The 12,732-nt window shown below is 37.1% G+C and carries 13 protein-coding genes, 1 tRNA gene and 1 pseudogene; 9 read left to right on the top strand and 6 right to left on the bottom strand.

The genetic code is table 11. The features are described from left to right. The first annotated feature begins 35 nt into the window (after positions 1-35). Both F984_RS20645 and ybeY read left to right on the top strand, forming a co-directional pair. Positions 36-1,124 (top strand): PhoH family protein, encoded by a 1,089-nt coding sequence (locus F984_RS20645; protein ID WP_002050786.1) that lies wholly within the window; start codon positions 36-38, stop codon positions 1,122-1,124. 9 nt (positions 1,125-1,133) lie between these two features. Further along, positions 1,134-1,610: an rRNA maturation RNase YbeY gene (ybeY, locus tag F984_RS20640; protein WP_004711856.1), complete on the top strand. Its 477-nt coding sequence runs from the start codon at positions 1,134-1,136 to the stop codon at positions 1,608-1,610. Between the two features lie 88 nt (positions 1,611-1,698). On the opposite strand, the gene F984_RS20635 is transcribed toward ybeY, so the two are convergent. Next, positions 1,699-2,583, bottom strand: coding sequence for an energy transducer TonB (locus F984_RS20635; protein ID WP_004711855.1), 885 nt, complete (start codon positions 2,581-2,583; stop codon positions 1,699-1,701). Positions 2,584-2,816: 233 nt separating this feature from the next. Between F984_RS20635 and F984_RS20630 the strand changes: the two genes are divergently transcribed. The 3 genes from F984_RS20630 to F984_RS20620 all read left to right on the top strand — a co-directional run bounded on the left by F984_RS20630 (position 2,817) and on the right by F984_RS20620 (position 5,006). Beyond that, the gene (locus F984_RS20630; protein WP_002050771.1) at positions 2,817-3,488 is read left to right on the top strand and encodes a hypothetical protein; all 672 of its coding nucleotides are present in this window, start codon (positions 2,817-2,819) and stop codon (positions 3,486-3,488) included. Positions 3,489-3,645: 157 nt separating this feature from the next. Then, positions 3,646-4,359: a DUF3108 domain-containing protein gene (locus tag F984_RS20625; protein WP_002050776.1), complete on the top strand. Its 714-nt coding sequence runs from the start codon at positions 3,646-3,648 to the stop codon at positions 4,357-4,359. 71 nt (positions 4,360-4,430) lie between these two features. Continuing rightward, positions 4,431-5,006, top strand: coding sequence for a xanthine phosphoribosyltransferase (locus F984_RS20620; protein ID WP_002050789.1), 576 nt, complete (start codon positions 4,431-4,433; stop codon positions 5,004-5,006). Between the two features lie 54 nt (positions 5,007-5,060). Here F984_RS20620 and wrbA read toward each other — a convergent pair whose 3' ends face one another. Then, a complete protein-coding gene (gene wrbA, locus F984_RS20615; protein ID WP_004711852.1) occupies positions 5,061-5,663 on the bottom strand; it encodes an NAD(P)H:quinone oxidoreductase in 603 nt (200 codons plus the stop codon). 280 nt (positions 5,664-5,943) lie between these two features. On the opposite strand from wrbA, the gene F984_RS20610 reads away from it, so the two are divergent. After that, a complete protein-coding gene (locus F984_RS20610; protein ID WP_002050751.1) occupies positions 5,944-7,191 on the top strand; it encodes a YihY family inner membrane protein in 1,248 nt (415 codons plus the stop codon). A 20-nt stretch (positions 7,192-7,211) separates the two neighbouring features. Here the strand turns inward: F984_RS20610 and F984_RS20605 are convergent, their stop codons facing one another. Further along, positions 7,212-8,126 (bottom strand): DMT family transporter, encoded by a 915-nt coding sequence (locus F984_RS20605; RefSeq protein ID WP_004711848.1) that lies wholly within the window; start codon positions 8,124-8,126, stop codon positions 7,212-7,214. Positions 8,127-8,231: 105 nt separating this feature from the next. On the opposite strand from F984_RS20605, the gene F984_RS20600 reads away from it, so the two are divergent. Continuing rightward, positions 8,232-9,026, top strand: a complete 795-nt coding sequence (locus F984_RS20600) for an AraC family transcriptional regulator (RefSeq protein ID WP_004711846.1) — start codon at positions 8,232-8,234, stop codon at positions 9,024-9,026. A 75-nt stretch (positions 9,027-9,101) separates the two neighbouring features. On the opposite strand, the gene F984_RS20595 is transcribed toward F984_RS20600, so the two are convergent. Together F984_RS20595 and F984_RS20590 are read right to left on the bottom strand one after the other, a co-directional pair. Then, positions 9,102-9,743: a fumarylacetoacetate hydrolase family protein gene (locus tag F984_RS20595; RefSeq protein ID WP_004711844.1), complete on the bottom strand. Its 642-nt coding sequence runs from the start codon at positions 9,741-9,743 to the stop codon at positions 9,102-9,104. 39 nt (positions 9,744-9,782) lie between these two features. Further along, positions 9,783-10,280 (bottom strand): YcxB family protein, encoded by a 498-nt coding sequence (locus tag F984_RS20590; protein ID WP_004711841.1) that lies wholly within the window; start codon positions 10,278-10,280, stop codon positions 9,783-9,785. A gap of 223 nt (positions 10,281-10,503) precedes the next feature. On the opposite strand from F984_RS20590, the gene F984_RS20585 reads away from it, so the two are divergent. Then, positions 10,504-11,196, top strand: coding sequence for a nitroreductase family protein (locus F984_RS20585; RefSeq protein WP_004711840.1), 693 nt, complete (start codon positions 10,504-10,506; stop codon positions 11,194-11,196). Positions 11,197-11,313: 117 nt separating this feature from the next. Here the strand turns inward: F984_RS20585 and F984_RS20580 are convergent. After that, positions 11,314-11,390, bottom strand: a tRNA-Arg gene (locus F984_RS20580). Between the two features lie 592 nt (positions 11,391-11,982). Between F984_RS20580 and F984_RS22910 the strand changes: the two are divergent. Next, positions 11,983-12,732 (top strand): annotated as a pseudogene (locus F984_RS22910) (hypothetical protein); the annotation flags it as partial.

Raw genomic sequence — 12,732 nt, 5'->3', positions numbered from 1 at the left:
TAGAGGTATTCTAAAGTCTACTGAAAGGTTTTCTCTTGACTGCAGCGATTCGACGTACCGTAACATTTCCTGAAATTTCAATGGAACGTTTAAAGAGCATCTTGGGTGCCTATAATGGGCACCTTAAGCAAATCGAACAGCGTTTAGATGTCAAAATTACTCATCGTGGAGATGTTTTTCACATAGATGGTGAGATAGATGCTGTTGGGAGAGCCGAAGCATTATTGCAACGACTCTACGAAGAAACTGAAGAGTCTCAGCAAATCAGTGCTGATCTATTACATCTCTTGATTCAATCTTCACAAACTGAACGTAATTTCGAGTTAGTTGGTGAAGAGATGGAAGAGCATGATGCGCCAATGGATGTCTATTTCCAGACTCGAAAAGGTCGCATTAATCCACGTGGTGCCAATCAAAAACGCTATGTACAACGTATTTTACAAAGCGATATTTCTTTTGGTGTAGGCCCTGCTGGTACAGGTAAGACTTATTTAGCAGTTGCCGCCGCAGTCGACATGTTAGAGCGTAATGAAATCCAGCGGATTTTACTTGTTCGCCCTGCGGTAGAAGCAGGAGAAAAGCTCGGTTTCTTACCTGGTGATCTCACCCAGAAAATTGATCCATACCTACGTCCTCTTTACGATGCCCTTTACGAAATGCTTGGCTTTGAAAAAGTTGCCAAGTTAATCGAGCGTCAAGTGATTGAAGTGGCGCCTCTTGCTTATATGCGTGGCCGTACACTTAACCATTCATTTGTAATTTTGGATGAAGCGCAAAACACTACGCCTGAACAAATGAAAATGTTCTTGACCCGTTTAGGTTTTGGCTCTCGTGCAGTGATTACAGGTGACATTACTCAAGTAGATTTACCTCGAGGCCAACAATCCGGTTTGGCACACGCCCTTCGTGTACTTGAGAATATTAAAGAAATTCATATTACCCGTTTCCATTCTCGCGACGTTGTACGTCATCAACTTGTTCAAAAAATTGTTGAAGCGTATGAAGGTTGGGATGGTGAACAACAGCGTCTTAATGCTGAAGCACGCGCTGAACGTAAAGCACGCCAAGAAGCATTAGTCGCTGAAAACGATACAGCAGCAGACCTGCAACATCAGGATGCCTAAGGATTCACTTTGAAAATCAGTTTAAGTTTACAACAAGACTTTCAATCCCCTGAGTTAGAGCTCAAACGAGCTCAACTCAAAAAAATTATTGAGACAACTTTACGCCACGTTGGCTACAAAGAAGACTGTGAAATTGGTGTTGCCTGTGTTGATCTGGAAGAAAGCCATCAACTTAACTTGCAATATCGTGAGAAAGATAAACCCACCAATGTTCTCTCGTTTCCAAGCGACATTCCCGAAGAAGTCCTACCAATGCTTGATGCATTACCACTAGGTGATTTGGTGATTTGTATTCCAGTGGTACTACAAGAAGCTCTGGAACAAAAGAAAACTGCCCAAAATCATTTTGCACATCTTTTAGTACATGGTGTTCTGCACTTACTCGGCTATGACCATGAAATAAGTGATGAAGATGCAGAAGAAATGGAAGGTTTAGAGATCGAAATTTTAGCTAAACTCAATATTGCTAATCCTTATCAGGAATAACCAATTTCTCTCAAACTATTAAGAAAGCAAATAGCTTCTTAATTCATTTTAAAATGTGGATATCCTAAAAGTTATCCACATTTTTTCATTAATGAACTTCAAACTCGGCTTCAGCTGGATCAAAACGCCAAGTACGTACAATACGTAGCTCGGAAATATCCTTCATATTTGTATCAAAACGACCAAACGGTGCTCCACGACGTACTGATGCCTTTGCTGCCTCATCTAAAACTGGATGTCCTGAACTTTCAAGTAAACGAATTGCACGAATTCCCCCTTGAGCATTTAAAATTACCATAAGGCGGACTTCACCTTTTAGCTGTTGCTGCTTGGCTTCTTCTGGATAATAGCGGTTACCGTAAAGCTCTACTTTTTCACGGAATTTATCTAGATAAGCTGCTGAGGCATCTTTCTTGGCTTGAATACCATCTACTGTTTTTATTTTTTGTTGGCGGCTGAAATCTTGCTGACGTTGCAAATATTGAGCTTCAAGGCTCGCGACCATTGCGGCTTTTGCTTGAAATTGGCTCTGTAACTGTTCAAGTGCTTTTTTCCTTTGACTCTCCTCTGCTTGTTTCTGCCAACTCAACACAGTCATTAATACTTTTTCTTCAAATTTAAGTTCTCTTTGTTGCTGCACTTTTTCCAAAGTGTCTAACTGAGCTTCGCCAGTTGAAGCATCAGTCGGCATAGGCGTCGGAGAATTACTGGACATTCGATGAGCCGCTCGAAAAGTTCCCGAACCCTGCTGGTCTGCTTGAGCTAAAAAGTCTGCATGCTTAACGATCTCTTCTGTAGGACGAACCGATATCGCAATTTCTTTAGTCGATTGTTCTGATGGTGCAGGCATCGCAAAATGGATGAGCAGTATAAAAGTATGCAATAAGATTGCGAGTATTATCGCGACAATAAAGACTCGGTCTTGCCACCAATAATGAAAAGGCTCTATAGAAAGACTTCTTTTTTTCAACATAATCTTAAAAGCATATAAATGCCTTTTCCCCAGAGTATTAATAACCGAACAAAATACAAACTGATATTCAAATATGGATAAAAGTGTGATTCACTTCAAAGATGGGTTTTTATCCATTTTCATTTTGTGAAAATGTATCAATTAAATTTGTTACACTGCAATATCAAAACCTGTTTTTAACATAATAAAGAGTGTGTTGTTTCTTTAATAATTCATCTTCTGGAAGTTCTTTTATGCAAACGCTATTTTCCTCATTAGTCAAACGTCTTCATAAAGTCTACCGAAAAGCTGAAGCCTTCATTGAGGAAGAAAGAGATTTTACATTGTCGCAAACTTTTCTAAATGCGACCTTAGAACGTTACGTGACTAATAATGTCGAGTTTTTAGATGATCTACATGCAGACCTTTATCATGACTGGTTAAGGCTCTATGCCACAATGCATGTTAAAGGTTTAGAGACAACTTTATCTGTCGACTTAAAATTGATACAGATGGAATTCAACAAAGAACAGCAACTTATTGTATTTGAACAAATTAGCAATACACAAATTGTAGAAGCTAAATATAAAAATTTCTGGCAAAAAATTGCTGTAAAAGCTGCTATTTTTTACTATCACAAAATTCTAAAAAAAGATCCATTGGGCATGATTTTAGAACGTTTTAACGTAGCCCAAGAAAAAGACGACCTTATCTTTCTAGACCTAAATCGTTGGTTCGGTAAAAAAGCCAGCATTATTGAAACTTTAGGAAAGGTGCATATCAACTATGCTCGAGTACGTGAAGCAGAATTAGTCGTCTTTGGTAACGTCAATCTTGCCGCGTTACTTTTCCGAGACCAAGAAGATGATTTTGAAGGTGATCTTGAAGACACTGAAATTACGCCAATACAGCAAAAAGATGCATAACAACTGTATGAGCTAAAGAAACTCATTGTTAAAAAACACAAAGAGATTACATATTTAGCATAAATCCTGATTTTTTCTCCATGATCAACAGGCATAATATGCAAAAGTCATAGATGCATCAGCACTGACCTTTCAGTCTGTACAAGGATATTTACTTATGGCAACAAAATTTCTGAAATCATTCAGCATCGCAACTGGTATTTCGACAACTTTGCTTATTGCAAGTTTCTCTAGCCATGCACTTGCCATGAGCCCATTTCAGGCAAATTATCAGTTTACCTATAATAATAAAGGCATGGGTTCAGCAACACGCGCACTTAGTCAACAAGGCAATAACTGGACTTATCTATTCACTGCAAAAGCAGGCGGAATTGCTTCTGCGAGCGAAACAAGTAAATTTAGTTTTGCAAATGGCAAAATCGGATCACAAAGCTTTAGCCGTACCAGTAAAATTTTAATTCATAACAATACTATGAATATTAATTTTAACCCTGGCAATAAGACAATTAGCACCAAGAAAGATGATAAAGCACGAACATTTGCTTGGCAGCCGGGCGTACTTGACGAGCTAAATGCTGAATTGCAAGTGCGTGAAGATTTAAAAAATGGTTCACTTAAGTCTTCGTACCCTCTTGCCGATGCAAAAGAAGTTGAAAACCGCCGTTTTGTAAAACAAGGCAGCGAAAAAATTAAAACTTCTTATGGCACTTTTGATACTGTAAAAGTTGTCTTAGAACATGGCCGACCAGATCGTAGTACGATTTTCTGGCTAGCGCCTAAATTAGACTACTTACCAGTTAAGGTAAGTCATATTGATGGCAAAACATCTTATGGTTTGTTATTAACAAGTTATAGCGGTAAAACGAATTAAAGCTTGCATTTTTTCGGATGCTTTTTAAAATACGCATTTGCTTTAAAAGCATCCGTCTAGAGGATTCTCCCGTGCACGCACTAGAACAGAAAATCTTAACAGAAGGTATCGTTCTATCTGATCAAGTGTTGAAAGTCGACGCTTTCTTAAATCACCAAATTGACCCTGTCCTCATGCAGCAGATTGGTAAAGAATTTGCCGCTCGCTTCAAAGATGCAGGGATTACCAAGATTATTACCATTGAAGCTTCAGGTATTGCGCCAGCAATCATGGCAGGTTTAGAACTTGGTGTACCTGTGATTTTTGCTCGTAAATATCAATCGCTGACTTTGAAAGACGATTTATATCGCGCCAAAGTGTTTAGTTTTACTAAACAAACAGAAAGTACTATTGCTATTTCAAATAAACACATCAACTCAAGCGATAAAGCTTTAGTAATTGATGACTTTTTGGCAAATGGTCAAGCTGCACTCGGTTTGATTGACTTAATTCACCAAGCAAACGCAGAGGTTGTAGGTGTTGGTATTGTGATTGAGAAATCATTCCAACCTGGCCGTGATTTATTGCTTGAGAAAGGTTACCGCGTTGAATCATTAGCACGTGTTAAATCACTTACTGATGGCACAGTAACTTTTGTTAAAGAATAAAATTGTTTCAATAAAAAAAGAGCGGACTTTCGCTCTTTTTTTATTTTTATAAAACTATAGGCAAAGCTTTTTTACCATTTCACCTAAACGTCTACCTTGTGCTTCACATAAAAGCTTTTCATCTTGGCTTAAACTTTGGTCATGTCTAGGACCACTCACATGGCTTGCACCATAAGGAGTTCCGCCAGTTTTCGTATTCGACAACGCAGGAATAGAATTTGGCAAACCTAAAATCATCATGCCGTGATGAAATAATGGAGGTAACATCGTCAACAAAGTACTTTCTTGTCCACCATGCATTGAACCAGAAGAAGTAAAAACACATGCCGGTTTATCATGCAAAGCACCATTCAACCAAAGACTTGTGGTCTGATCCCAAAAATACTTCATTTCGCTCGCCATATTACCAAAGCGGGTTGGAGACCCTAGAGCTAAGCCTGCACAATTGGCTAAATCCTCTAAAGTACAATAAATATCGCCTTCTTCGGGAATGCTCGGTTCAGCCTCAGTTACAACTGTTGCAATATTGGGTACTGTTCGTATTTTTACGCTGATACCTACAGATTCAACACCATTCGCAATAAGATGCGCCATTTCTTTAGTAGAACCATATTTACTGTAATAAAGCACAAGAATGTAAGGTTGCATCGGTTTCATGAATTTTGTTAAAAAGAACACTATACGGTATTTTTTATTTTTTTGGCTTAGCCAATTTTATGAAATTTTAAAGGTGATTGATTTTTAAAGGCAACCGTAACAAATATTTGTAAAAGCTTTTTACTACCTTTTGTTACCATGATACATAGGGAACTTTCAGAATACTTTTTTATTCTTTAGGTTAAAGTTTTCCTCACACCAACCATAGTGTTCTCAACCGAATACACCGGTGAATATCAATCACCCACATCATGATTAAAAAAATCGGGATAGATGACGCATGTTAGAACGTTTTTTGAAGAGACTTCCTTTTTATAACAAGACCTGGTTTCAATTTATTTTATTCGTAATTAAGCGTTTCGAAGCTGATCGTTGCCGGGAACAGGCAGGCTCTCTCACCTACACAACTCTTTTTGCCGTTGTGCCGATGCTAACGGTATTTTTGGTTATTATTTCTTCAATTAAAGCGTTAGAACCAGCCAGACAACAGTTACAGCACTTAATTTATAGTAATTTTTTACCTAAAAGCACAATTGCATTTGATAAAGCACTTAATGCTTTTACTGAAAAATCTAGCAATTTAACTGTGATTGGCGTGTTATTTCTATTTGTCACCACAGTTTTAATGCTGACTACAATTGAAACTGTTTTTAATCGTATATGGCGAGTAAAAGAAACCCGTAGCGGCATTGTTGGCTTTATGCGTTATTGGACCATTATCTCACTTGGTCCGATTATTTTAGGCAGTGCATTTGTTATTTCATCAACTGTTGCATCTATGAACTTATTGAGTAATAACTTCACGGGCTATCAACTTGATGGTGCATTCTTGCTCTGGCTTATTTCTTTTGTTCTTACTGTTCTAGGTTTTTTCATTTTATATTGGACTATTCCCAACCGCACAGTCCCTCTATTTTCAGCAGCAATTGCCGCCTGTTTAAGTGCTGTACTGTTTGAAATACTCAAAAATTTATTTAGCTTTGTGATGTCAAACTTTACCAGTTATGAAATCATATATGGCGCATTTGCAGCAGTACCTATTTTCCTATTATGGGTCTTCTTATCTTGGAATATTGTGTTGCTCGGTGTCGAGGTGAGTTTTGCGCTTACTGCTTTTCATTCGGGTAAAGAACAAAAAAGACATCCCGTACTCATGCTACTTGATATTTTAGAATTATTTTATAAAAAGCAAAAACTTGGTGAAAGTGTAAGTGATAAAGAAGCATTGGCAATTTTAGGCCGTGGTGAGATTGGCCGTTGGCCCGCTTATGTTGTTTTGCTTGAAGAGCAAAATTTAGTGAAACGTACAGATAAAGATGAATATGTTTTAGTGCGTAATTTATCTCAAGTCGATTTTTGGAGCTTCTTTACCGCATTGCCTTATCCACTTCCTTTACGTCCGGATGTATTAAATGTACATGATGATGATGAATGGATGGAAAGAATTGGCCCTGCTTTAGTAGAATCAAATGACTATTTAGCTGCGAAACTCTCAATTCCACTTTCAACAATTTTTGAAGAGAAATAATATTTAACTCACAACAGGGCTTAACCTTTGTTTGGTTGGCCCTGCTTTAGACTCATCACAACTATTCCAGATAGCACTAAAATACTTCCAAAAATAAATTTAATTTCTAATTTTTCATTTAACAACAAAACACTAAACAGCACACCAAATAGTGGCGTCAGAAAAGAGAAAACTCCTAATCGTGAAGCTAAATAATTTCTGAGTAGCCAAAACCATAATAGTAAACTTGCAAAAGATACAATTAATGTTTGAAAGCTTAAGCTTAGAATTGTTAAAGCTGTTAAATGAATAGTTGTTTGACCTGTCAAAAAAGCGATTGAGATTAATAAAATAAAACAACCCGTTAATTGATAAAATAAAGTTTGAGTTGCTGGTGCTTGGGCTAAAGAAGATAAACGAACGATAATGGTACTCAGTGCCCATGCAAGTCCAGCCATAAGTGCATATAAATCACCTAATAAAACTTGCGCTATAGCTGGTGCATTTATAGCTGTGGTTGTAGGGTAAAATGTAATAATAATTCCCATAAAAGCTAAAGCAATACCTCCCCATTGCGCTCGGTTCAAGCGTTCAGTAGGAAATTTCCAATGTAATCCTAAGGCGACAAAAATTGGAGCGGTATAGAGTAAAACTACAGTGTGAGAAGTCGAAGTAAACTTTAAAGCTTCGGTAACGAAATAAAACTCTAATGAAAAAAATAAAGCGACAAGAGCACCAGCTTTACATTGCTGATAAGAAAACAGATGAATCGAATGATCATGCCACAATAAAGGTAGAACTAGAACTGCAGATAAACCAGAGCGTAAAGCAATTTGCATAATCGGTGAAATATCTGGTGCTGCTATTTTCAGAACCACCTGTTGCAGCCCTAAGACCATACATAAAAGCACCATTAAAGCCGAGGCTCTGGCATCCAGATTTTTGCGCTCTTCCATATAGCACCTTTCTTTATAGCGAAAAATCTGACTATAGAACTGTCTTATTTACATGATATAGTGAAAAACAGACAACACATAAGCAATTTCAGGCAATTTTCAAAGATGAAAAAATCAGCTCAAGGTGTGCAGGATTTTCAGGAAATTCCTGCTCATAATGCCATCCCTGATTTGCTTTGGTTCCGTGTCCGCAATGCACCCGCAGAAACGATTTATCCTCAACATGCGCATGCATGGGGTGAGTTTATTTATGCGTTTAGTGGTGTACTCGAAGTTAATATTGATCAAATTAATTATTTAACTCCGCCTCCTTATGGGATTTGGTTACCGCCTTATACCAAACATAGCGGAATTAACCGCAACCAAGTAACTCATGCAACTTTATATATTCATGAAAGCCTGTGCCAAAAGTTACCGCAAAAGGCAGGTATATTATTAACCTCCCCGCTTGTACCTGCTTTACTCGATCACTTGAGGCAAAATCCCCAAGAAGAAACCCGGGTCGAATATATACGGCTACTCCAAGTTTTATTAGATCAACTCATAAAAGCTGATTTGGTCGGTAGTTATTTACCTACAACAAATCATCCAGCCTTAGCCAAAATACTAAATGATTTACATCAATGTCCTGCAGACAATAGTACTTTGCAAGAACTTGCTGAACGGAACAATATGACCGAAAGAACGTTAGCTCGTTACAGTCAAAAAGAGTTAGGAATGTCTTTACATGAGTGGAGACAAAGACTAAAAGTCATGAAAGCGATGACTATGCTCAATCAAGGTAAAACCATAGAAAGTATTGCTTTTGATTTAGGCTACGCCAGTGCATCAGCATTTATATATATGTTTAAACGTTGGATGGGCTTTACACCAGACCAGTTCAGAAAGCTCTATCAATAAATTAATGTTGGGTATAATAAAAAACCCTATTATTGGTTCAATAATAGGGTTCAAAACTTAGTGAGATAAATCAAATTATGCTTTCACAAAGGTTTCCCAAATAAAATCCTGAGTCGCACCTTTCAAAGTCATTTTTAGCTGATCACCAGCATGTAATGGTCCTACACCCGCTGGCGTGCCAGTCATAATGACATCGCCCGGTTCAAGTGAGAACACCTGATTAATATCTGTTAATAGATTAGCTATATTAAACATGAGTAAGGCGGTATTACCATCTTGACGCAGTTCATCATTAATATGAAAAGTAAATTTAGTTTCTTCCCAATTCGTAATTTCACTTACATCTACCCAGTCCGCAAGTACGCATGAGCCATCAAATGCTTTTGCTCTTTCCCAAGGTTGACCTTTATCTTTTAATTCATTTTGTAAGTCACGTAATGTCAAATCCAACCCTAAAGTCACTGCACCAATAGCTTGTAGTACTTTTTGCGGATCGGTTTCTCCTTTTAGTGGCTGATCAATACGTAAAACAAACTCACATTCGAAATGACAGCTACCCCAAGCAGGATTCCACGAAATACCTTCATCTAAACCAATCAAACTACTTGGCGGCTTGATAAACAATACTGGTCGTCCCGGCATTGCATTGTTCAGCTCTTTTACATGATCAGCATAACTTCTGCCCACACAAACGATTTTTGAAGGACGTGTTTTCATGAGGCTTCCTTTATTGTTGCGGCTAATAATTCCAATAATTTACTTCTTGAATGTATTTTCAAATATAGTTTGATCTGAAGCTTGAGCAAAGGCACGTTTCGGTACAATAATGACCGTTTTATTTTTTAACTCAAGCATATAAGTTAGTTTACCTTTGGCAAAAGTCTGCACATCACCATACTGTACAACTTGTTTACGGCCAGCGGCATAAAGCTCAAAGTAATCTTGGTATAAATCGATCCCCTGCTCGCTCTTACCAAATTGATAACGAACAAATTGACGTTTAAACATCATAGGTAAAAGCCAATAGCGCATTAAACCTTGCATAATCAGGAAAAAAATACCCAAAGCAACATAGTAGCGACCAACGCCTGATAAGCCTAAATAAAAACCCCAAATAACAATTGCAATACTAATAACAGGGGTTAAAAAACGTGTGAATTGTTTCTTTCCGAATGTCACCAAGCCAAACCCGTCTTGAGACTCTTCTAAATTTAAATAATAACGTAAAGATAAAGCGCTTTTTTGCTCGGTCATCACTATGTATCAATATTGAATAAATCGAAACTATTAGAGCATATTCATCTACGCTTTAAAATGAATCAAAAGTGATTTTTTATTTTTGCTCGAACTATAAAGCCTTCACTCATACAAGCTGCTTACTCGTTTCATATATAGAACGTAGATTCATATTTTTAAGGCTTATTCCATATCTTTAAATTTATAAAATACTTCTATTGTCTCTTTAGTGGAATACGTCATGTCTTTCTTTGCAAAACTATTTGGCTTAAATCAAAAAACGACAGCTCAAGAAGATGTGGCTTTAAAAGCCGCTCAAGAGCTAGAATCTTCAAATGAAACTTCTTTTATAGAACTCATTAAAAATCGCCGCTCTATTTATGCAATTGGAAATAACTTAAGCCAATCAAATGATGAAATTGAAAAGTTAATTCAAGAAGCAATCAGACACAGCCCTTCTGCTTTTAACTCTCAATCATCTCGCGCTGTCATTTTATTTGGACAATCACATCATAAATTCTGGGATACAGTTCTTGAAGTTTTAAAAAGTATTGTTCCAGCTGAAGCTGTATCTGGAACAGAACAAAAAATTCAAAGTTTTGCTGCTGGTGCAGGCACAGTTTTGTTTTATGAAGATCAGAACGTGGTTAAAGGTTTACAAGAACAGTTTGCAGCTTATGCTGATAATTTCCCGATCTGGTCAGAGCATTCAACAGCAATCGCACAATTTGCGGTCTGGAACATTTTAACCGAACAAGGTATTGGCGCTTCATTGCAACACTACAACCCAATTATTGATGAAAAAATTAATGTTTTATTTAATATTCCATCTGAATGGAAGCTAAGAGCTCAGTTAGTTTTTGGTTCTATTGAAGCTAAAGCTGGTGAAAAAACCTTTATTGATGATGAAAGTCGTTTTAAAACATTCGGATAATAGTTTTTTTGAATTTAGAACTTTTTAAAGCTGGTCGCCATGTGCACCAGCTTTTTTATTAGAATCCATATAAAATATGGCACAAAAAAACCGCTATATAGCGGTTAATTCTTCAAGTGGTGCGCTCAGAGAGATTCGAACTCCCGACCCCTTAGTTCGTAGCCAAGTGCTCTATCCAGCTGAGCTATGAGCGCGTACTTGATGGAGGGCATTATACGCAGTTTTTTCATTTTAGAAAGACCTTTTTCATCTTTTTGTCATCAAGCGTCTAGTTCTTAGCCATAATAAAATACCTCAGCAACATAGCTGTCCAAAAAAGGATTATTTGCCCATAAAATGTATTTGAAATATTTTTTTGCAATTAAAGTTTTCTGTCTTCATCTATCCAATTTGGGCATTTTGGCCAAATTGACAGAAATAAAAGCCTAGCTTTTTAGTCAGGATTATATAAATAATATATTTCTACTTATGCAAAAGTATTTTTATAAATAAAATTATTTAGCATTAATAATTATAAAAAATAATAATAAAATGAGAGAAACATACATTCATCTTCAAACTATATATTATAAAAAAAATTATTATTTTTATGTCTAAATCAGAATGAATAACTAATTGTCAAAATATTATAAGTATCAAATTATTTGAGTAGAAATATGCATTGACACTTTTTGAGATCTACCCAATACTAAATTTTAATTATTGAGAAACATATCTCAATAATTGCCTAACGCAATAAATAAATACTTACTTAAAAATACATAAATATACAGGAAATAGACCATCATGTTCTTACTGAAAAATCTCGTATCTTCGATAACAAAAGTTACTCAGGACCTGGGTAATGTTGTATCGGTGAATCCTGTTGTAAACACAGGTTCTCCTGTTAATGTAAACGTTTCTGACATAAATATTGCTAATGGAAATGTTTCAACATCAGGCTTACTCTCTAATGTACTTTCAACTGTAACCAATACAGTCTCGCATGCTACAACAGGATTAGTTTCTGATGTAGTGGGTACCGTAACTGGTACTGCAGGCTCAACAAATCCATTAGGAACCATAACCAATGTGGTAGGTGGTTTAACTGGTGGCGTGACTGGCGGTAGCCCTGTTGGTGGATTAACTAACGTTATTGGTGGTGTAACTGGCGCTATCGGCGGTGTAACGGGAGGTGCTACTGGTAGCAATCCTGTTGGTAACGTGACCGATATTATTGGCGGTGTAACTGGTGGTGTAGTCGGAGGCGGAACTTCTCCACTGGCACCAGTTGTTAACGTCGTACAAAGCGGTATTGACGTGCTCCAAGGTGTCGAAAGTCTAAAAACCACCATTATTAATACAGGCATTAATACTGTTGCGGACACTGTAGTTGGCGTACTTCCTCAAACTGAACATCCTGTTACTGATATTGCTCACCTCGGTACATTAACTTTTGAAACTTCTCGCGATACTGTAAATGGTGCTTTAGAAACAGTTTCTCATTTAGTAGGTGGTGACATCCAAGGAGCTACCCAATCTGCAACAGGTATTCTT

The organism is Acinetobacter nosocomialis NIPH 2119 (assembly GCF_000368085.1).
In the GTDB taxonomy this organism is placed as follows: domain Bacteria; phylum Pseudomonadota; class Gammaproteobacteria; order Pseudomonadales; family Moraxellaceae; genus Acinetobacter; species Acinetobacter nosocomialis.
This window is presented reverse-complemented; position numbering and strand designations above follow the sequence as displayed.